The following is a 21227-nucleotide window of genomic DNA, read 5'->3' on the forward strand; positions in this document are numbered from 1 at the left end:
AAAACTCAAAGGAGAATATGCTAGCTGCACATTCTCCTTTTTTTATTGCCCTTTGTAAGGCACAGCCTTAATTAGTCTGAGATTGTTAAGCTGTCTGATATTCAGGATATTCTCACTTGGAATAATCTGACGATTGATCCAGTTATTCAGCACCATTGTATTCTTCAAGCCAAACCGGCGGCAATATTCCTTCATCGTAACCCATTCGCTAAGCGGATATTTCTGACCGTCAATTTCAATATTCACTTCCTTCGATTCGAATTCTGCTATCAATTCCTCTGCCCTCTGCCGATATTCTCTCGCCTCTGACAACATTTCCTCGGCTTTTTGAAGCAAGGCTTTTCTAATCTGCGTCCGTTCATCTTCTGTTGCCGTTGCAAAGTATTCAAGGCATGCATTGCTTGCATTTTCATAATCAACCGGATTATTAGCCTCTAAAAGTTTTTTCAGTAAATTTTTCATATCGAGTAAGCGTTGATTTTAAAGTGATTTGTAGATTGACTCAAGTCTTTGAATTGCCTTATCAATTATTCTCAGATCATCCAATATGGCGTTTTGTTTCTCCTCGGTTAGTTGGTCAGAAACACTCAAATTTCTAAGAGTAATTTTCAAATGACTTTTCCTGATCAGATGTCCAGCTATAAGTTGTTTAATCTTTTCTTTCACTTGTCAATATCAGCTAGTATGTGTAATGCAAATATAAATTGTTTTGCTATATAACATAACAAAGCAACGATTTTTTAATTGGTATCTTTTCAAACTTCATTTCCTAATCCCGGAAACATAAGGTATTTTTATACGTTATTTGAATATCCTGCAATATCAAAGTTCGTCTTGAAACAATTGAATTTTACTAAGTCTGCATTACTAATCGCCGTAAATACACTCTTATTTAGCTTTTACGGGTTCTGTCAAGTCTCTGATACATTAGTAGTTACCGATCCCGACAGCATATACGCTAAGCTGTCCGAACCCGAAAAAAGATTTTCCCGCAATGCTGTGCTTGGACTGAAAGTCGCGGACGGACTGGAAGCAACGCTTTTTTCTTCTGAGCCAGATGTAATCAATCCGATAAACATTGATGTAGACCACAAAGGACGGGTTTGGGTTTGTGAAGCATACAATTATCGCCCTGCTGTAAATGGCAAGTCCGAGCTTGGAATGGGTGACCGCATCCTGATTTTGGAAGATAAAAATGGCGATGGAAAATCAGATGTTACCAAGGTTTTTTACCAGGGACCGGAAATCAATGCGCCGCTGGGAATCTGGGTAATGGGCAATAAGGCGGTCGTTTCGCAAAGTCCTTATGTGTGGCTTTTCACAGATACGAATGGTGATGACAAAGCCGACACAAAAGAGATTTTGTTCAAAGGAATTGGAGGCTCGCAAAGCGATGCCGGCGTGCATGCATTTGTATTTGGCCCGGATGGGAAATTCTATTTTAACTTCGGAAATGCAGGAAGACAGCTTGTAGACGGACAGGATCGCCCGCTGCTCGATAAATACGAAAGACCCATCGATTTCAGGCAGTTTAAGCAGGGAGTCGTTTTCAGATGTGATCAGGATTTTACCAAAGTTGAAATATTAGCAGAAAATTTCCGCAACGGTTTTGAAGTGGCGGTTGACAGTTACGGAACCATGTGGCAGTCGGATCAGGAAGAGCCTGGCAATGGCGGTGACAGGGTTTCCTATGTGATGGAAAATGGAAATTTCGGCTACATTGACGAGATGACCGGCGCTAGCTGGCGTCTCAACAGAACCAATCTGGAAGACGAAATCCCACGCAGACATTGGCATCAAAATGACCCCGGCGTTGTGCCGAACCTGATCGAAACCGGCTCTGGTTTTCCGATGGGTATGACCATTTATGAAGGCAATCTGCTTCCCCGCCGTTATTGGGACCAGATTTTACTCGCTGACGCCGGACTGCAAAGTGTTAATGGCTTCCCCGTTGAAAATGACGGCGCAGGCTACAAATCAAAAGGCATTTTACCCATCGTTGAAGGCCTACGCGACAAGTGGTTTCGCCCGACGGACGTTTGTGTTGCACCAGACGGATCATTAATCGTTTCCGATTGGTATGATCCCGTGATCGGCTCTAACAAAATGAAAGACAGAAGCCGAGGCAGAATATTCCGCATTGCGCCGACAGGCACGCCTTATAACACGCCCGTTTACGATCTTAACATTCCGGAACAAGCCGTAAAAGCATTGCAAAGCCCGAATTTGTCGATGCGTTACATGGCGTGGAATGCGTGCGTGAAACACGGATGGCAAGCGGAGCCTTATTTGGAAGAAATGTTTCGGTCCATTATGGTGAGTCCGAGGTTAAGGGCGCGCGCTTTGTGGGTTTTGAACCGGATAGAAGGTTTTAATTATCGCAGCCTCGACATTGCATTCAGGGAAATGAATCCAAATTTGCGCATAACCGCATTGCGCGCGGTAAGACAACGCAACAGCGATCCGACCGAATATATCAAAAGACTTACCGCCGATCCCGATCCGCAGGTGCGCCGCGATATGTGCGTTAGCGATCAATCATAACCACACTTATGAGGCGCTGGACGTGTGGCTGCAACTGGCCAAGCAATACAAAGGCAATGACCGCTGGTCGGTGGAAGCATTGAGCATTGGCGCTTTTGATCAATGGGAACGGATATTTCCCGCCTGGCTCTCGCGTGCAGGAGCCAATCCGGTTGGTACGGACGCTGGCAAAGACATTGTCTGGCTGGCCCGGACGCGGCAGGCAATTCCTTATCTGACACAAGCCGCAGCCGATACAAGTGTTAGTTTCAAAAGCCGCCTCCGGTATTTCAGGGCCTTCGACTTTTTTCACGCAGGTTATGAGAAATCGCAAGCGCTTTTAAATGTAATGACCGTCAATTCGTCAGATCGCATTGAAGTGAGTAAACTGGCTTTGCTGCATTTGGATAAATCATTTGTAACTAACTCACAGCAAGGGTTAACCGCGCTGAACAAGCTCCTCGACGAAACTTACGGCACAGAACATTACATTGACCTGATGACGCGCTACGAGCTCGATTCTGAAATGGACAGGCTGTTTAAAATGGCTTTGGATAAATCGGGCGAAGTGGTTGGAAGGGACGCAGGCGCATTGTTGATCGAACAGGCTGGCATCTCTTATGTTACCAACAAGTTGGCCGGTTTAAATGAATCCAAAAAGTCAGCATTGTTGGCTTCTATCCAAACTGTCGGCAGCCCTGAGTCTGTTTATCTGCTTCGTAACACGGCTTTGGATTCCAATAAGAACCGGCGTCCGTGCGGAAAAATGCAGCGCGATATCTCGGCGCAAGCTGGCCGGGTGAAGAGGCTGTTGTTAAAATGCTCCGTGAAGACCGCGTTGCAGGAGATGTAAAAGAGGCCGCTTTGGAAGGTGTGAAAAATGCTTTCCGGGAAGAAATTAAGGCGCAGCTTGCTCCTTATTTCCCCAAACCAGCCGAAGAAGTTGCCTCGCCGGGTAAATCGGACAGTAGAAAAGACCGTAAAAAGAAACGCCGCAGGAGTTAGAAATGTAAGTTTCCGGCCCGGTTTGCGGTATATTTCGTTGCATTGCATCTTTACATTTCAAAAAACATAACGTAAAGAAAAATATGCTCCGCAGAAATTTTGTAAAATCTTCACTTGGTTTGGCTGGTGCAGCGATCGCAACAGGAGAAGCTTTCGCTACTGCCCCGACGGCCAAAAATAAATTCAAGCTTAAATACGCGTCTCACTTCGGCATGTTCCAGAACAGCGCTGGAAAAGACGTTATTGACCAGCTGAAATTTATGGCTGACCAGGGATTTATGGCCATCGAAGATAATGGAATGATGGGCCGGCCAGTGGAGCAGCAAGAAGCCATTGCCAAGGAAATGACTCGTCTGGGCATGCAAATGGGCGTTTTTGTTGTAGATAAAGGCGGTAATGGTGCCAACACATTAGCAGCTGGCAAGCAGGAATACATTGATATTTTCTTGAATGGCTGTAAAAAAGCAGTGGAAGTTGCCAAGCGTGTGAATGCGAAGTGGATGACCGTTGTGCCAGGTGATTTTGAAAGAAATTTGCCGATAGGCGTTCAAACGGGTAATGTGATCGACGCATTGCGCCGTGGAGCGGAAATTCTGGAACCGCACGGATTGGTAATGGTTTTGGAACCGCTAAGCGATTCGCCTAACCTTTTTCCTTCGCACTTCTGATCAGACTTATGAAATTTGCCGCGGGGTGAACAGCAAATCTTGCAAGATCCTTTACGACATTTATCACATGCAGAAAAACGAAGGTCGCTTGCTTTACAACATTGACAGGACTTGGAGTGAAATCGATTATTTCCAGATAGGGGATGAGCCGGGACGTAAAGAGCCGACAACGGGTGAGATTAACTACAAAAATATTTTCAAATACATTTACGACCGCAGCAAAAAAGAGAACAAGTCGTTTATCATGGGCATGGAGCATGGCAATTTCTCACCAGGAAAAGAAGGTGAAGAGGCGCTGATCAAGGCATATGTAGAAAGCGATAGCTTCACAATTTAGGTAGTCGCTTCCGGGCATCTGCTGCGAGCATTCGGCTTGATATTGTTATAAAAACAAAACCCGGAGAGTAGCGAATACTCTCCGGGTTTTTTCATTGCCGGCAGCGGAATGCTGAGAGCGAATTACAAAACTACAACTGAATTTTCTATGGTTTCGTCAACGCCAGCTGCAACGTATTTGTCTGCTGCCCAGTCGTTTTCCCATTTCTCGTCGTCAAGGATGTAACGGAATTGATACTCGCCTGATGCAAGTTCAAGGCTTGTTTTGAAAGAGCCGTCTTTCTGCTTTTTCAATGCGATCGCTTCCTCTGGATTCCATCCGTTAAAGTCACCAACAAGCGCCACTTTTTTAGCTTCAACTGCCGCTTCTGCTGGAACTGTAAATGTTACTTTGTAAACTGATTTACTTTTTACAAACTGTTTCGTTAATGCCATGATTATGTAGTGTTAAATAGTTGATGAGACAAATATACAATCAAAAATTATTCAAATCAATGAATATCAATATCATATAGGAATTTCATCTTTGAATAATCATAGTTAAACGCCAGATTTCGTTTTTTTATTTTCTTAATTGCTCAAAATTAGCGTAACGTATATCGCATTCCGGCAAAGCCCCTGATGCCCTGATTAGGCGCAAAAACGTAGGACGGATCGAACGTCAGGCGATACGGATTATCGGGTGTCGCGAGCACTTGTCCGTTATTATCAAACTGTACATTTTTATCGAAAGGATCGTTCGCGCGGGCGATAGAATTTGCTGGTGGTGTGAAGTTTAGCAAGTTTTTGACGCCTCCGTAAATTTCCAGACCATTGTCAAACTTCTTGGTAATCTGAATGTTTTGTAGTGACCACACCGGCGAAATGCGCGCCCGTGGATCTTCCTCACTCAGGATCGGCAAGCGCATCGGTCCGTAAATATTTCCGGTGTAATCCAGCGAAACGCCTGACCTTTGAAACTCATAAGAAACCGACCAGACGCCCGTGTATTTTTCTGTCAGCACCGGACGAAAGCGAACGCCATTTTCTTTCTGAAAATTTTCCATGTAAGTCCCGCCAGCAATTATTTTGAGTGGAAAAGGAAAATTAAAATCAAGATTCAGGTTCACGCCTTTGGAAACTGCGTAACCGTCCAGATTGTCATAAATGATCTCATTCGGGTTTGTGTCGTAATCCGGCAAGATGCGGTTGGTGAAGTGGGTGTAAAAGATCGAGGCGTCAAAACCAATGAATGAACTTCCGGTGACGATTTTCTTGACAAAGTTGACATTCACATTCCAGCTTTGCTCCGGATTAAGCTCTTCTTTCAATATAACCTGCCGCGAACCGGTTAAGGCAGCGTGGTCTTCGGTAAACAGGTTCACAATCCGGAATCCCCGGCCAATGTTCAGGCGAACAACATCAGTTTGGTTAAACTTGTATTTGTAAGCCAGCCTTGGCGTGAAAATGCTTCCGTGCCGGCTGTTATAATCATAACGCGCACCGAGCAGCACCGAATGTGCGCCAGCCTTGATTTCGTCCTGAACGAAGATTCCCGGCAAAAATATCTTATCCGGATGATCTTTGCCATCCAATAAGCGTGTTGCAGTCGTGTTATCATTGTAAAAAGTATATCGGAATGGCGTCCCGAAAAGCAGGTTATGACTGCCGATTTCCTTGTCCCAAAGCAATTGTGCAAAAGCAATTTTCTGATCCGCATTAAAAAGCACATTACCGTAAGTCGAATTCTGATTATGCGAGCTGAATGAGTATTGCAATGTCACTTTTTCGGCCATAGGAAGCTGGTAAGTGCCCAAGACTTCAAATCGTTTGGTGTAGATGCTTTCACCATAAACGTCTGATCCGCCGCGATAGGTTTTATTCCAATTCATTTGTCCGCCCCAGCGGTCTTCGTAATAGTAACGCGCGGCAATGCTCGCAAGGCGGTTGTCTTTCCGGTTAAACGACCATTTGTTGAAAATAGAAATGCGGTTCTGTAAAGTCAGATCGGTGAATCCGTCCTTATTATTATCAATCGGATTTTGGTAATTGAAATAACTGATCCCCAAAAGGGAGCTTGCTTTCGAACCCGCATTGAATTTGAAACCAAGATCCACATTATAATCCAGCCAGGAAGTGCTGAATGCGTCGGCCGAAAAAACTGGCGCTTTTGAAGGATTTTTAGTGATAATGTTAATGAGGCCGCCCACCGCTTCGGATCCGTAAAGTGTCGAAGCCGGGCCTTTTACGATTTCTACACGTTCAATCAAACTATTCGGAATTCCGGAAAGGCCGTAAACTGTCGAAAGTCCGCTGACCATCGGCATGCCGTCGATGAGCACCATGGTGTAAGGTCCTTCGAGTCCGTTAATGTGAATGTCGCCTGTGCTGCACACATTGCAATTGAGCTGTGGCCTTACGCCGTTGACATAGCTAAGTCCCTCAAAAATGCTTGGAACCGGGTTTTTATAAATGAATTTGGCAGTGATAATGTCAACCGGCACCGGGCTGTCGAGTTTGGAAACCTCTTTCATGGTTCCTGTCACAACGACTTCGTCCAATGCGTTGGCACCCGATTTCATGACGAAGTTTTTAATTAAATCTCGTTCAATCCGGACATTTTTCTCAGTAATGGACGGCACGGAAATGAAGCTTACCCGTAATGTATAACTGCCTTTTGGAATGTCGGTAATGCGATAGTTACCTGTTGAGTCAGCAGTTGTGCCCGTCTTTAATTCATTAATGTACACCGAAGCTCCGAATGCCGGACCCGTTCCATCCTCCAATGTAATGTTGCCGGACAGACTGTGCTGCGCTGATAAATGCAATGAAAGTGTGCATAATAACAAGAGTATGAGTGTCTTCATATAAGCTTAATCTTTGATTTAACTTTTCCTCAATAATAATTTAGGTAAATCTAAAAATATTATTCCACAAACAATAACTTATAATTCGACGCATGAAAAAATTTAGGAAACTTACTGATTCCTGATGCGCGTTTACTAGATTGCGCGTTCCGAATGATTTTAAACCGTAAGTAAAAACCAACCCACTGAACAATGCTGAAAAAATTTTTGAAACCAATTAAGCTTCCCGCGTCTGCGGATTGGGGTGTTTTAATTTTGAGAGTCGGGTTTTCCCTGCTGATGATTACGCATGGATATGCAAAGCTGCAAGGCTTACTGAGCGGAGACCATTCATTTGCAGACCCGATCGGGATCGGGGAGGAGCTTTCGCTTTACCTGACGATTTTTGCAGAATTCGTCTGTTCTATTTTGCTTGTTCTGGGGCTTTTCAGTCGGGCGGCGCTTATTCCGTTGATTTTCACAATGGCCGTTGTTTTGCTCGTTATTCACGCCAATGACCCATTTGATAAGAAAGAGCATGCACTTTCCTTCCTGATCGTTTACATAACCCTGTTCTTCACGGGTCCGGGCCGTTTTTCAGTCGATAACGGTTTATATAGATGACAAAAAAAGCGCTTCCGGATTTGGAAGCGCTTTTTTTCTATTGTGACCATTGGGTCGGAGATCGGTCCCAGCGGTGTGTTTTGAGCTTTTCAGCAATTTCTGGATCCAGTAATTTGCCATCGCTCACAGCAATGTTAGACTTCACGTGCGGCAGCTTGCGCATGCCAGGAATGGTTGTATGCACATCCGGATTGTTCAATATAAACCGCAATGCAAGTTCCGGCATCGTCATTCCCTCCGGGATATCGGCTTTCAGCGCTTCGGCGTGATCCACACTTTGAGTTAAGGTTTTCAGGCACAAAATAAGTCGAGCGCCAGTCGTCGGCCGGGAAAGTTGTTTCTTTCGTCAAAGTGCCGGTTAATGTGCCTTCGTCAAATGGCACACGCGAAATGACGCCAATGTCCATTTGTTTGCAAAGCGGAAAAAGATTGTCTTCCGGTGCCTGATCAAAAATATTATAGATAACCTGAACGGCGTCGATCAAGCCGGTTTTTAGCGTTTCCAGCACATTATCCGGTTCCCAGCGGTTCACGCTGATTCCCCAGCGTTCCACTTTCCCTTCTTTCGTTAATTTCTGGATTGCTTCTTTCCACTCATCTTGCTGCGCCCAGGAATCTTCCCAAACGTGGAATTGAAGTAGATCTATGCGTTCGGTGCCAAGGTTTTGAAGACTTTTCTCCGCATATTCAATAATATAATCCGCAGGAAAAACATCTTTCAGCGCAAACTCAGGCTTAGAAGGCCACTGGCGGTTTTTTGGCGGTATCTTGGTTGCTGCGTATAATTTGCGGTCCGGATATCGGCGGATAAGATCACCTAAAATGCGCTCACTAAGGCCTTCGCCGTAACCCCAAGCGGTGTCAAAAAAATTGACGCCCGACTCAACAGCAAGGTTAAGCGAGTCATCTGTTTCTTTACGGTCAGAGCCGGTCCAGCCTGCAAGTCCCCACATTCCATAACCTATTTCGCTGATCTGCCAGCCACTGCGCCCAAAACGACGGTTTTGCATTGTATAGTAAATTTAGTGTTCCTGTTTTAAAGCGTTTAATCGCGTCTTTTTAATGTTTAAGAAATACATTTGTAGAATTTTAAGTTCAGAAAGTCAAGATAACGTTCTTCAATTAGACTTGTAAGTGAGAGACAAAGGGTTGATGGTAAAAGTATTGTTGATGACCATAAAAAGAATTGCCGGAATTGTTTTGATCCTCAGCATTTCCGGGTGGGTAAATCAGAGCGAACCTTCCGAAAAACGGTCAGAATCATGCGCCGCGTTTCACCAGTTGCAAATGGATATCCGCGACGATGTGATTTCGCCGGATTCTGCCCGGGCAGCATTCCGCGCAGTAATGCGAGAATTGAGAGCGAGTTACAGCAAAGACACTTGCCGCGGCATTGACTCCGCATATTTTGTTTATCCTGTCAAAAATTACACCGCCCGCGAATCCGTCGGCGGCCGGGGAAGAGGTTACCGCGGCGACGGGTTTGACCTTTTCGATAACAATGTAAAAGGGAGTCATCCCGCGCACGACCTTTTTATCAAAGACAAAGATCAGGATAACCTCGACGACCGCACCTGGAAACCCGTTGACGTGCTTGCATTCACATCCGGCGTGGTTCTGGCAACAGAAACCGGCTGGAAGTTTGACAGTGAATATCGTGGTGGAAACTGGATATGGATTTACGATCCCTGCCTTGACGGACTTTTCTATTATGCGCACAATAACATCATTGAAGTGCAGCCTGGCCAATGGGTTAATGCAGGCGATAAAATCGCAGAAATGGGACGCTCGGGATACAATGCTTACCAAAAACGTTCGCCTACGCACTTGCACTTAATGTTCCTGCAACTGGACGAATATGGAATGCCGCTGCCCGTCAACACTTACGACTGGCTGCTCCAATCCACTGCAAAAGGGACTTCGCCGGATCAATGATTGGGATTGATGCTATTAATTAATAAATTGTAGCTCACTCTATTACTATCCCGAAAACCTGATTTTATGAACAATCGCCGGTCCTTTTTCCGAAAGAGCGCGGCCATTGGCGTTGGCGCCTTTGGTCTCAACAGTCTGTTCAATGAACTGCATGCCGAAAGTTTTTACGAAGCCGAAAAGCTTTGGAGTGAAAACAGTGCGGATAACGAAGATTACTGGTCGGTGATTCAGGATGCTTACACGGCCAGCAAAAGTGACATCATTATCCTCAATAACGGTGGCGTTTCGCCTTCACCGATTGCCGTGCAGGAAGCTTTGGAAAAATATAACAAAGCAGCCGCCCAGGGGCCTTCCTATTATATGTGGCGCATCATTGACAAAGGCCGCGAGCCGTTAAGGCAGCGATTGGCCAAGCTTGGCGGCTGCGATGCGGAAGAAATTGCGATTAACAGAAATGCCACAGAAGCACTTAACACCATTATTTTCGGCCTGCCGCTCGAAAAAGGCGACGAAATAATCGGCACAATTCAGGATTATCCGAACATGATCCAGGCCTGGAAACAACGGGAAATGCGCGATGGGCTGGTTTACAAACAATTATCATTTGATTTTCCGATTGAAAACGACGAGCAGATCGTAAAAGCATTTGCCGACGCGGTTACGCCCAAAACGAAGATCATTCACGTCACCCACATTATCAATTGGGTGGGGCAGATTATGCCGGTCAAAAAGATCTGTGATATGGCGCATAGCAAAGGAATTGAAGTCGTTGTGGACGGTGCGCATACATTCGGACTGCTTGATTACAAAATTCCTGACCTGGACTGCGACTATTTTGGAACGAGCCTTCATAAATTTTTAAGCGCGCCCGTTGGCAGCGGAATGATGTGGATTAAGAAGGACAAAATCGAGAAAATCTGGCCTTTACTCTGCAACAGTCAGCCCAAAAGCAAGGATATCCGCAAGTTCGAAACGCTGGGGACGCGCAGTTTCTGCATTGAGCAGGCCATCGGCGAAGCCATCAATTTTCAGGAAGGGATCGGGTCTAAAAGGAAACAGGAGCGGGTGCATTATTTGAAAAAATACTGGGCTGAAAAAGCGCTGCAAATTCCCTGGTGTGAAGATTCACACTTCCCTGAAACCAGAATTTTCCTGCGCCATCGCCGGCGTGAGCATTGACGGCATGAAGCCCGAAGAGCTGGACAGCAGGCTGATGAAAGAATATCAGATCCACACCGTGGGAATAAATTGGGAAAATATTCATTGTGTGCGGGTTACGCCCCATGTTTATACCAAAATAAGTGATTTGGACAAGCTCGTTGGCGCCCTCGAAAAGATTGCTAAAAAAGCCTGATAATCATTTTTATCTCCTTTTTAAGAGCATAACCGATGCCTGTTTGGCTGGGTTATGCTTTTTTGTTTACAGTATAATCCCATTCCGACCGTTTATAGTAGATAAGGATTTTAAAGTCGGTAAATTGAACCACTTGAAACAATTGCATTTTGATGCGGGCTCGAAATTTTTATTTTTGATTAGCATCAGACTGAAAACCAAATTTAATATGACGCAGTTACGAAAGGGTTCTTTCATTAAAAGGGCCAAAGACATTAGCATCAGCGGTGCATTGGCACTGGCGATTTTATCCTCCGGAATTGGCATGACAGGTTGCGGTTCCAACGAAGAAGAAGAGGCATACAGCTACGAAGAAAGCACTTATTCCAAAGGCATCCGCTCGCATATCAAGGAAGTGAAGCCGGGCGAATTCAAAATCATGGACGAAGAAAGTGTTGACGCCGACAAGTCCCTCGCCATTGTCACTTACCTGGACGGCCACACCGATTCATTGAGCACATCAGCCGCCAAAGCACTGATTGACAATGAGATAAAAAACAACAATGCTTATGTAGGACATCACAGCGGCTTATCCAGCATGCTTTTATATGGTGGAATGGGTTATTTGCTGGGCAGAAATTCAGGCAATTCGTACATGAACAACTTCCGCGGCCGCGATAACGGAAACATGGCAAGAGGTTTTTACGCAGACCCTAATGCATATAACCGGTCGCAAAGCGCTGTGCAGCAAATCAATGCGTCCCGCACCACGAGGACGGTGACTGCACGACCAAAAGGCGGTAGAAATGGTTTCTTCGGTCGCTCAGCTGGCAGAAGCGGCGGATAATTAAAATTCAGGTTTATGATTAAGTTAAAATCGCTCCCCAATCACCCCGAAAAAGGATTGCAAAATGTAGGCTGGGATTGGATGCTGGGCGCAGATACAGCTCCGTATGTCGTGAGCGATGTGGTGGTGATCACCGAAGAGCAGGCTGTGCAATATTATGAAGCGGCCGGCACTTTGTACGAAATGATGGTGGAAGCAGGTCAATATGTGATTGACAACGGCTTGTTCAAAGATATGGGCATTCCGGAAAACCTCATTGAACTCGTCGAATTATCCTGGCAGGACGACCGCCACATTCATCTTTACGGCCGTTTCGATCTGGCTGGCGGGATTGATGACGAGCCGGTCAAACTCATTGAATTCAATGCCGACACGGCAACCTGCATTCCCGAAACTGCTGTTGTGCAATGGGCGCACCTGCGCATGAACGGACTCGATGAATCGCAGCAATTCAACACGCTTTACGAAACGCTCGTCGGTCAGTTCAGATATTTGAGAGAGGCTAACAATGATCTGGATGCTTCGATCCTTTTTTCGACCATGCGCGGTTATCCCGAGGACGACACCAATGTTGCGTTGCTCACAGAAGCCGCGCGGGAAGCGGGTTTTGATGTGGACTTTGCGTATATAGAGGACGTTGAGTTTTCCAATGGTGAAGGGATTTTCAAGATGGAGCCGAATTCAAATGATTTTGTACGCTTCGATTTTTGGTTCAAACTCGTGCCTTGGGAATACATTGGTAACGACGAGCCGGAGCTGGCAAAAATGCTGACGGACATTGTCAAAAACCGAAAAGCAGTGATCCTTAATCCGGCTTACACGCTTTTATTCCAATCCAAATACATATTAAAAGTGTTGTGGGACCTTTACCCATATCATCCGCTGTTGCTGCAAACTGAGCGTTATGCGCTGCCGCACAAGAAATCGGTCCGGAAAGTGCTTTTTGGCCGTGAAGGTGCCAATGTTTCTATTCTTGAAAAAGGAGGTGAAGTGCTGGAAACGGTTGAAGGCGAATATGATGACCAGCCGAAGATCTATCAGGAATATCTCACATTTCCTACGGACGCTGCCGATCTTTCCTATCAGGCGGGCGTGTTTTATGCGGGTGAAGCTTGCGCGCTTGGCTTTCGTCGCGGCGGTCGGATTCTCGATAATAAGGCGCAGTTCGTAGGGCACATTGTTGACTGATTTTCGTGCTATTAGCAATTTTAATATCGGTCGTAAACGCCTGTCAATGTTATCGATACATTGAAAACAACCGCAGGCTAACTCAAACGACCGTTTGCTAATCTTTTTAAGAAAAAACGGTTTTGTATTACAAAGTTTGTGACGGCATTTAAGGTTGAGCCTGGTACGAGTTTTTTGCAATCAAGCATTCAGCCAATCAACGCCAGCTCATTCCGAAAATTTCTAAACAAAACAGTCATGATACACGAGAAGATCTTTCAATTAAAAAGTGGACGAGAAGTTAAAGTTGTAGTAAAAGGTTATTTCCTTCACGATAATCCGCAAAGAAGCACAGAATACGAAATACAAATCCGCGAGCCGAAAGAAAAATATTTCCGCGCTCCAATCGGCATCAATCATCCACAATATTGGAAATTAAAGAGATTGTCCGCGCAGCAAGCGAAGTTATTAATACTTGAATACAGCGGCATTTCTCAAAGACAAGTTAACCAGGCTGTCAGTGAATTTAATACGGTTTTGAGCTTTCCAGCAGCACAGATTGGTCTGCAATACGAAACACAACTAGTATAATTACATTGACCATTATGATTCGGATTTTCACTTGCAAAGCGGGCAGCGGGCTACAATTTTAATTAGCCGGTTTGTCCGCTTTAATATTTTCTCTCCTTCCCATAATTCCCCTCATTGCAATAGAATTTAACTAAATTCAGCTTTTCCGTTAAACGCTGATCTATTGCATGAAAACCTCCAAGATCGTCTTCATAACAGGCGGAATGCTTTCCGTTTTTCTGGTGGTTTTTTTAGTTCAAAAATTTGCATTTCCTTCCAAAAAGTCCTACGATTATCTCGATTCAACATTCGCACAACCTGTCATCGGCATTTACGAACGGGATAGCGACACAAAGCTTCCATCGTTTGAGCATTATGCATTAAAGCTGGATAAGGTCGTTAATCAGCCGCTTCTTGCAACATTGATTGCCAAAATCCCTGAAACGGAAAACCTAATCATCACCATCCTGATGCCCGGAACCGATTATGCTTCTGCACCGGACGCGATCAAGGACATTAACGACGGTGCATATGATGCCAAAATCGAAGCATTGTGCCTTGCATTGAAAAACCGGACCGGCAACATTTATCTGCGCTTGAATCCTGAAATGGAAGTTCCTGTGCAGCTTTACCCGTGGCAATATCAGGCTCCTGCCAACTATATCGCAGCATTCAATCACTTTGCGACATTATCCAAAAGCGTTTTTCCAAAAGCAAAAATAATTTGGGGAGCGGCTGGCTATCCCGGCGCAGATGAATATTGGCCGGGTGCTGAAAACGTAGATTATGCGAGTGTAACGCTTAACGGCGCATCCGAGCTGAAAGCGACTGCTTTTCCACCGGTTAAGGATGTGGTTACGAACTTCAAACGCAAAATCCAGAGAATGCGGGCGTTTGAAAAACCCGTTCTCATTATCAATGCAGGCGCGGGCAACGTGGGAGAGTTACAAAAAGCCCTGAGCCAGGCTGTTAAGGAGACGAAGGATGAATCTGAATATCTGTATTCGGACAAAAATGACACGGAAAATGCAGAATTCAAGCGCGAGGGTGCACAGCTGATTGGCGTTTATGATCCGAATGAAGTCCTCGTTAAATCCGGGTTAGTTGGCGTTGAACACATTTTTATCGATCTGGAAAGTGTGCAGAAGGGACAATTTCAAAAGGATTTCAATGCGATCATGGCAAGAAAGCATGATGCGATTGTCAGCATTGAACCCTGGCGGGACATGAAAGCGCGCGGCGATACTAATGTGCTCATTAATGTCATTAACGGCATTTATGACGCTGAATTCAGGGAGATCTATCGTGTCCTTGCCGCCAGCAAACAGACGGTTTACCTGCGATTCGCACACGAAATGGAAATTCCGATCCATCGCTATGCGTGGCAAAGTCAGGATCCGGTGCTGTACATTAAGGCTTATCGCTATTTTATGAATTTTGATAAAACTCAACAAAATCACATTAAGAAAGTTTGGGGCCCAGCCGGGGACCGCGGCTCGATGGAATGGTGGCCGGGCAGCGATGTGGTGGATTACATTAGCATTGCCATTTACGGATTGCCCGATAAAAACATTACGGATCCTGAGCAACAGGAATCTTTTGAAACAATTTTTAACCGAAAAAATCACCGGATGCGGTTGGCAGGAAAACCTCTTTTTATCACTGAATTCGGCGTAAAAGGCCCCGAGGATTTTCAGGGGAAATGGTTAAACAAAGCTGCTGACGTCATTAATGCGCACCAGGAGATTAAAGGCGTTTGTTATTTCAATCTTGCGGATAATCCCAAAGTCTGGGGCGACATTCCGGCTCCTGACTGGGGCGTGAGCAAGGAAACTTTCCAGAGTTTTGTAAATGCGCTTTCCGAACAATGATTGGTTTTATTACAAAGGCGTGTTAAGGCTGGAATTGACAATCTCGGTCACCATATCGCCTTTTAAAACAAATAAATAAAGCGCATACATTTCCGGGTGATTCGGAATTTGAAGTGTCAGTTCGGGGCCATTGCCGACACTTTTCATCGCTATCGGATTTCCTAAATTATCCATCCGAACCAGCTTCCACTCGAATTGTAAACCAGTTTCCGACTGATTGACAACATTCCAACTCGAATTCCTTTCGATAATTGCATGATAGTTAAGCAATGTGCCGGCAAACGTCCCCACGGCTGGTCTCAGGATCTTTACTTTCGGAATATTGAGCGGCCTGGCTCCGCCTTTCCAGCGCGCAACGAGTTGTAGGTAAGTGTTTTTGTGTCGCCCCGTGTAATCTTTAATCGCATCAAAACTCACCCGCGAAGAGGTGTGAACGTCCTGCCAGTTTGAAATAAAAACACCATTCGCTTCTTCTGAAAGCTTATCATACACTTCAAAAGGAACATAACTAACAAAATGCGGGAAGCTAAATGTGGCTGATTTTTTAAATTTGTCATCGTTGTAAACCAGACCATAGGCATCAATTTCCGGAATAACAGAACGGGTCAGCGCAACCAGTTCTGGCGTTGTTTCTGACGCTTCAACATCCACCGTGACAGGACGTTTGGGGTCAGCCATTTTTATTTTAAAGATCAAATCTTTTAACCAAAGCAAATAGGCTTTCTGTTGATAAACCAATGCAGGCTGCTGATAATGCTGATGCAGATTCTGAAAAACGGCGTTTCCAATGTTCCAGGAAATGATATTTGGGTTTACTTTATTTTTCTGAATGGTCCTTAATATCGTCTCAGACCATGTCTTTAAGCTCTTTTTATCCTTCCGAAAATCGATTTTATCTGAAATCCAGAAGCCATAATGCAGCTTCATATTTTGCGCTTGTGCAACCGCCAGAATGTTGTGATCGTAGAAACTCGGCCCATAAAATTTGACGGTGTTAATGCCAATGTGTTTCATTTCAACGAAATCCGCAACGAGCTCTTTTTTGGTAAATGCATTAAAAGTCTCCGGCCAGTTCTAGTCCCTTATGATAGTTGACGCCCTTTGCGTCTTTAAAGAAAATTTTAGCATTCGCCAGATCATTAATGGGACGTTCTGGCAGCGTTGATTTTAGGATAGGATCGTTTGGAGCAGGTTTTCTTTCAAGCGTGGAGATCTGCGTCGCAAGCCGTTCTGAGGTTTCCGGATCGGGGTTTACGTCTTCCAAAAACTGAAACTTCGCATTGTAAATCCATATTCCGAGCAAAAGGACTGTAATGAGCATGGCCGTATTACGCAGACCCGTGTAAAGCTGATGCCTTAATATCCAAAGAAAACCTTTTACAATCTTCAAACGGCCCATTACGACATTCAGCCAGGGATTTCGCGCACGCAAAAGCCGGAATTGCTGCTGTCGGCTGGCCGCAATGGTGAAGCACATGAACATGCAGTTGAGCCCAGCAAAACCCGCCATAATCAGATTGTAAGGATTCCAGTCGGTCAGTAAAGCGTAAGTTATAGCGCCCGCAGAAGCCGCTAAAACGAGGAGATTAGGAATGTTAAGCGGCCAGTTGTTGGCTTCATTTCCGTCCTTAGGCGTAGGCACGTAAGGGACTTTTTTACCAGCAATGGTGTAAATGAGGCCGAGTATGAATATCCACCAGGTCCCGATTAAAAGCAATCCGCCCACCATGTGAAAGCCACGCTCGTCATCCTCCATCACCCACCATTGAACAAAATGCCGGATCAGAACAATTGCTGCAATAAGTGGGAAAACGGCCATTCCAAACTCGGAAATGTCGATATGCATCGGTGTCACGCCAAAAACCAGCGCGATGATCGGGATCAGGAAATTGATCAGATAAATGAGCCCGGACATGTAATGCATGGGAATAATGCCGTAATGCAGTTTTTGCCGCCACGAAAACTGGCTGAACAACTTTGGATAAGCCGTCACGAGCAAGTCAAAAACACCGCGAGACCATTTCAATTGCTGCTTGTAATAAGCAGACAAAGTGGAGGGCACGAGCCCGCGGGCCACAACTTCGGGCACATAAACAGACTTCCAGCCCTTCGCATGCAGTTGCATGGATGTGTGCATATCCTCCGCCAACCCAGCCGCATGTCCACCGATCGAATCCAGCGCCGTCCGCCGGAAAGTGCAGTTTGCACCAATGGCAAGGACGGTTCCATACTGATTCATGGTCATCATCATTGGCCCGTAAAACTGGTAAGTCTGCTGCGCTGCACCCTTCGCGATCAGACTTTCGTTGCTGTTGCGATAAGCCTGCACAACCTGCACATAACCGATTTCGGGATTGGAAAAATGAGAGACAATCGGGTCTAGAAAGTCGGGAAAAGGGACATGGTCGGGATCCAGCACGACGCACAATTCGCCGGAAGATTGTTTGAGCGCATTGTTAATGTTGCCCGCCTTCGCATCTTTTTTGTCCGTGCGCGTAATGTGATGCACGCCCAGCTGCTTGCAAACTTCTTTTAAATAGGGATCGTCCGCCTCGTCGCAGAGATAGGTTTCGTGGGGATAAGTGATTGCTTTTACCGCAGTCAGCGTTTCAAGAATCATGTCGTAAGGCTCCCCGGGACAGAATGTTGTGAAAATATCAACGGTAAAATCCCTGGTCAGCGGCGGCGTTTTGGGGACGGTAATGTAGAGATAATGATACCATTCGTATAGCAATTTCAGGCAAGTGAAAACGAAAGTGGCCATCAGCATCCAGTACAGCGGCGCATATCCGCGCACGGCCTGCCCAAGCACTTTATACAGGAAAAATACGATCGCAATGCACCCGATGAAGATCATCACCCGGAGTGTGATCAGCTCCTTTCTCGTTGGCGGCGCAACCGTGATGCGCTTCATTCGTCGGCTACCACATAAAAGGGCGTGTTGCAAGTCGCAAAATGGCCGTTATAGTCATAAATTTTTGCAAAAATGCGATAAGGACCTTCTGCTAATGGTGCTTTAAACTGTGCCGAAAGCTGTGTCCCCGGAACGGTTAAGCTGTCCAGCGGAATAAGCCTTTGCGTGCTGTGTTGCAGATTTTTTTTATACCAATCCTCCTTAAAAATTTCCCACTGGATGGATTTAATGCTGTCCGGATCATGCATAACGATTTCTGAAACAATCGTTTGTCTGCTATTGAGCAGAATGTTATCAGCAGCACCCTTTTTATTCACCAACATGTATTGAACCTCCGGATAATGGTCTTTCGCAGGTTTGCCTTTCCACAGATATTCCATGATCGCAACCGTTTCCGAATGTTCGCCTGATTCATCAAACATACTGAACCACGTGTGCGTCGCTTCCTGCTTACTTCCCCAAAAAAAGACGCATGATCCCAGAAAACGAGGATCTTTCAACGGCATGTGTTCCTGGTAACGCTTCATCATAACGTCAGCATTTTTCTTGCTTGGATTTTCAATAAAAGCGCCCCAGGCAGTGCTTGCCGTTCCAGTCCAGGGGCCGTCGATCCCCCATTCCAGCAGCATGTAAGGTCCGTCCCAAAACCATGCAAACCGATTTAGCTCACCTCGCAAGAATCCTATGCTGTTAAAAACATTAAAGGAAATAAAATCAATGTCGCAACGGAGCTGGATATTCGCAATGTATTTCTCGTTAAAATCAAGCACGGTTGTCGTCACCGGATGATCGGGATCTTGCTCATGGATCATGTCGGTAAGTGCATTAAATGCATCGTAAAACCGGTTATATGCAAGCTTATAAGGGAAATCCAGTTCATTGCCCAGACACCACGCCAATAGGGCCGGATGGTTTTTGTGTTTGTTAATCAGCGTTTTAAAAGCATTAAATTGTTGCTGTGTCTGTTTAGTGTCGTCATAAAGCGCCAATTGATTGCTGTTCTGTATGGGCAGGCCGGCGATGACGGCAATGTTGTTGGCCTGGGCGCTATCGAGGATTTGTTCCAAATGTGTTGTGTCCCAGATCCGCAGGCAATTTCCACCCGCTTCCCGCAATTTGCTAATGTTCGAATTGCCTGCTGCACCTTTAATTTCAAAAGGCTTACCGTTTCGCAAAAGTGTGTATCCGTCGTCTGATTCAACAATTTGCACAGCTGCGTCGGATTTTTTTTTCGGATTTGAGCATGATCCAAGAATTAAAAACAAGAGCAACAGACCTCCGCACATTGTTGTAAATACAATGTTTTTTCCCGCAAAAATGAAGTTGCAGGCGTGCGGACGGAGCGGATTGAGGTTCACAGCGCCTAAGTAACTGAAAATCTAGTAATTTAAAAACAGCTGATGTCCCTTAAAGTAACAAAACGGCTTCGCTTGAAGGTGGTAAAATTGAATCAGCTTTTGCTTTTATAAATAAGGCCCTCTCAACGATTTATTGCCATTATTAAAATGCATACAGGTTTTAGCTCACAAGTTGCCATTATTACCGGAGCCGCATCCGGGCTTGGGCTGGTTATCGCTCACAAATTATTAAACGAAGGAGCATATGTCGGGTTGTTTGACCTCAATCCTGAAACGCTTCGGAATGAATTTATCGGGAACCCGGACAAGGAAGAACTCATAAGTGTAGACGTTACGGACCAGGAAATGGTGGAAAAGGCGGTTTTGCAAGTTGTAGACCGTTTTGGCAAAGTGGATATCCTAATTAATTGCGCGGGCATTACGGGCGCTACCAATGTTAAGAGTCACGAAGTGGATGCCGATAATGTTAAAAAAGTATTCGATATCAACTTCATGGGCAGCTTTTACACTTCGAAAGCCGTTTTGCCGTACATGCTGGCCAATCACTACGGCCGGATCTTGCACATTGCCTCCATTGCTGGCAAGGAGGGAAATGCAGGGATGCTGGCCTATTCTGCTTCCAAAGCCGCCGTTATCGGCATGACCAAAGTGCAGGGAAAGGAATATGCTGAAACCGGTGTCACCATTAATGCGCTCGCCCCGGCAGTAATCGAAACGCCGCTCGTGCACGCTATGCCTGATACGCAGGTGAAATACATGACCGACAAAATTCCAATGCGCCGCTGCGGAACATTGGAAGAAGCCGCAAGCATGGCCACATTCATTGTTTCCGCAGAAAACAGTTTCACCACCGGCTTCACATTCGATCTTTCGGGAGGAAGGGCCACTTACTGATTTTTTTCCAGCTCAATAAAATCTTCGCGAACCGGCGTAAAGCAATCGATCACTTTGCATTGCGTATGGGCAACAGCGGAATGTGGTGCGTGCGAAGGAATGTAAGCGGTCATGCCTTTTGTCAAAAGCATTTTTTCGCCATTAATGTCAAATTCCAGCTCACCTTCCAGCACATGGCACCATTGCTCGTGATGGTGGCTGTGTTCAGGCAGAACGGTGCCGTGATCAATCGTGAAATGGCCGAAAGTCATTTTGTCTGAGTGTGAGAGCGTTCCGTGGATGCCGTCCCAGATTTTCACATGTTTATTGGTATTGAAATTAACAAAAGGCATAGTAATGTTTGAATAAGCTTGAAAA

The 21227-nt window shown here is 45.4% G+C and carries 17 protein-coding genes and 3 pseudogenes; 12 read left to right on the plus strand and 8 right to left on the minus strand.

What is annotated here, in order from left to right:
- Window positions 1-42: 42 nt before the first annotated feature.
- On the minus strand, window positions 43-462 hold the full coding sequence (locus AC0IYG_RS10595) for a hypothetical protein (protein WP_471711056.1): 420 nt from the start codon (window positions 460-462) through the stop codon (window positions 43-45).
- A gap of 372 nt (window positions 463-834) precedes the next feature.
- On the opposite strand from AC0IYG_RS10595, the gene AC0IYG_RS10600 reads away from it, so the two are divergent.
- The 4 genes and pseudogenes from AC0IYG_RS10600 (at window position 835) to AC0IYG_RS10615 (ending at window position 4533) form a co-directional block, all read left to right on the plus strand.
- Window positions 835-2544, plus strand: a complete 1710-nt coding sequence (locus tag AC0IYG_RS10600; protein WP_471711057.1) for a PVC-type heme-binding CxxCH protein — start codon at window positions 835-837, stop codon at window positions 2542-2544.
- A 22-nt stretch (window positions 2545-2566) separates the two neighbouring features.
- Window positions 2567-3376, plus strand: a complete 810-nt coding sequence (locus tag AC0IYG_RS10605) for a hypothetical protein (protein ID WP_471711058.1) — start codon at window positions 2567-2569, stop codon at window positions 3374-3376.
- The gene (locus tag AC0IYG_RS10610; RefSeq protein ID WP_471711059.1) at window positions 3343-3528 is read left to right on the plus strand and encodes a hypothetical protein; all 186 of its coding nucleotides are present in this window, start codon (window positions 3343-3345) and stop codon (window positions 3526-3528) included. Before AC0IYG_RS10605 ends, AC0IYG_RS10610 begins: the two co-directional genes overlap by 34 nt.
- 83 nt (window positions 3529-3611) lie before the next feature.
- Window positions 3612-4533: pseudogene (locus AC0IYG_RS10615) on the plus strand (hydroxypyruvate isomerase family protein).
- A gap of 122 nt (window positions 4534-4655) precedes the next feature.
- Here AC0IYG_RS10615 and AC0IYG_RS10620 read toward each other — a convergent pair.
- Entirely contained in the window at window positions 4656-4967 is a 312-nt protein-coding gene (locus AC0IYG_RS10620) for an isoamylase early set domain-containing protein (protein ID WP_471711060.1), read from the minus strand.
- Window positions 4968-5116: 149 nt separating this feature from the next.
- Window positions 5117-7378 carry a TonB-dependent receptor gene (locus AC0IYG_RS10625; protein WP_471711061.1) on the minus strand — a complete coding sequence of 754 codons (2262 nt, stop codon included), beginning with the start codon at window positions 7376-7378 and terminating at the stop codon, window positions 5117-5119.
- 192 nt (window positions 7379-7570) lie between these two features.
- On the opposite strand from AC0IYG_RS10625, the gene AC0IYG_RS10630 reads away from it, so the two are divergent.
- A complete protein-coding gene (locus AC0IYG_RS10630; RefSeq protein WP_471711062.1) occupies window positions 7571-7981 on the plus strand; it encodes a DoxX family protein in 411 nt (136 codons plus the stop codon).
- 37 nt (window positions 7982-8018) lie between these two features.
- Here the strand turns inward: AC0IYG_RS10630 and AC0IYG_RS10635 are convergent.
- Window positions 8019-8991, minus strand: a pseudogene (locus tag AC0IYG_RS10635) (aldo/keto reductase).
- A 160-nt stretch (window positions 8992-9151) separates the two neighbouring features.
- On the opposite strand from AC0IYG_RS10635, the gene AC0IYG_RS10640 reads away from it, so the two are divergent.
- The 6 genes and pseudogenes from AC0IYG_RS10640 to AC0IYG_RS10665 all read left to right on the plus strand — a co-directional run bounded on the left by AC0IYG_RS10640 (window position 9152) and on the right by AC0IYG_RS10665 (window position 15704).
- A complete protein-coding gene (locus tag AC0IYG_RS10640) occupies window positions 9152-9916 on the plus strand; it encodes a M23 family metallopeptidase (RefSeq protein ID WP_471711063.1) in 765 nt (254 codons plus the stop codon).
- 66 nt (window positions 9917-9982) lie between these two features.
- Window positions 9983-11270 (plus strand): annotated as a pseudogene (locus AC0IYG_RS10645) (aminotransferase class V-fold PLP-dependent enzyme).
- Between the two features lie 208 nt (window positions 11271-11478).
- Window positions 11479-12096 (plus strand): Cj0371 family chemotaxis-regulating polar lipoprotein, encoded by a 618-nt coding sequence (locus tag AC0IYG_RS10650; RefSeq protein ID WP_471711064.1) that lies wholly within the window; start codon window positions 11479-11481, stop codon window positions 12094-12096.
- 15 nt (window positions 12097-12111) lie between these two features.
- Window positions 12112-13284, plus strand: coding sequence for a glutathionylspermidine synthase family protein (locus AC0IYG_RS10655; protein ID WP_471711065.1), 1173 nt, complete (start codon window positions 12112-12114; stop codon window positions 13282-13284).
- Between the two features lie 138 nt (window positions 13285-13422).
- Window positions 13423-13854 carry a hypothetical protein gene (locus AC0IYG_RS10660; protein ID WP_471711066.1) on the plus strand — a complete coding sequence of 144 codons (432 nt, stop codon included), beginning with the start codon at window positions 13423-13425 and terminating at the stop codon, window positions 13852-13854.
- A 167-nt stretch (window positions 13855-14021) separates the two neighbouring features.
- Window positions 14022-15704, plus strand: coding sequence for a glycoside hydrolase family 26 protein (locus AC0IYG_RS10665; RefSeq protein ID WP_471711067.1), 1683 nt, complete (start codon window positions 14022-14024; stop codon window positions 15702-15704).
- Between the two features lie 9 nt (window positions 15705-15713).
- On the opposite strand, the gene AC0IYG_RS10670 is transcribed toward AC0IYG_RS10665, so the two are convergent.
- From AC0IYG_RS10670 to AC0IYG_RS10680, 3 genes are read right to left on the minus strand one after another with little or no spacing between them, the layout of a single operon-like run.
- On the minus strand, window positions 15714-16718 hold the full coding sequence (locus AC0IYG_RS10670; RefSeq protein WP_471711068.1) for a hypothetical protein: 1005 nt from the start codon (window positions 16716-16718) through the stop codon (window positions 15714-15716).
- A 40-nt stretch (window positions 16719-16758) separates the two neighbouring features.
- Window positions 16759-18618 (minus strand): glycosyltransferase family 2 protein, encoded by a 1860-nt coding sequence (locus tag AC0IYG_RS10675; RefSeq protein WP_471711069.1) that lies wholly within the window; start codon window positions 18616-18618, stop codon window positions 16759-16761.
- Window positions 18615-19829, minus strand: coding sequence for a glycoside hydrolase family 2 TIM barrel-domain containing protein (locus tag AC0IYG_RS10680; RefSeq protein ID WP_471711070.1), 1215 nt, complete (start codon window positions 19827-19829; stop codon window positions 18615-18617). The genes AC0IYG_RS10675 and AC0IYG_RS10680 overlap by 4 nt, the downstream gene beginning before the upstream one ends.
- 294 nt (window positions 19830-20123) lie before the next feature.
- On the opposite strand from AC0IYG_RS10680, the gene AC0IYG_RS10685 reads away from it, so the two are divergent.
- The gene (locus tag AC0IYG_RS10685) at window positions 20124-20870 is read left to right on the plus strand and encodes an SDR family NAD(P)-dependent oxidoreductase (protein ID WP_471711071.1); all 747 of its coding nucleotides are present in this window, start codon (window positions 20124-20126) and stop codon (window positions 20868-20870) included.
- On the opposite strand, the gene AC0IYG_RS10690 is transcribed toward AC0IYG_RS10685, so the two are convergent.
- Window positions 20864-21202: a cupin domain-containing protein gene (locus tag AC0IYG_RS10690; protein ID WP_471711072.1), complete on the minus strand. Its 339-nt coding sequence runs from the start codon at window positions 21200-21202 to the stop codon at window positions 20864-20866. The genes AC0IYG_RS10685 and AC0IYG_RS10690 overlap by 7 nt on opposite strands.
- Window positions 21203-21227 lie beyond the last annotated feature (25 nt).

The organism is Dyadobacter sp. AC419 (assembly GCF_979253085.1).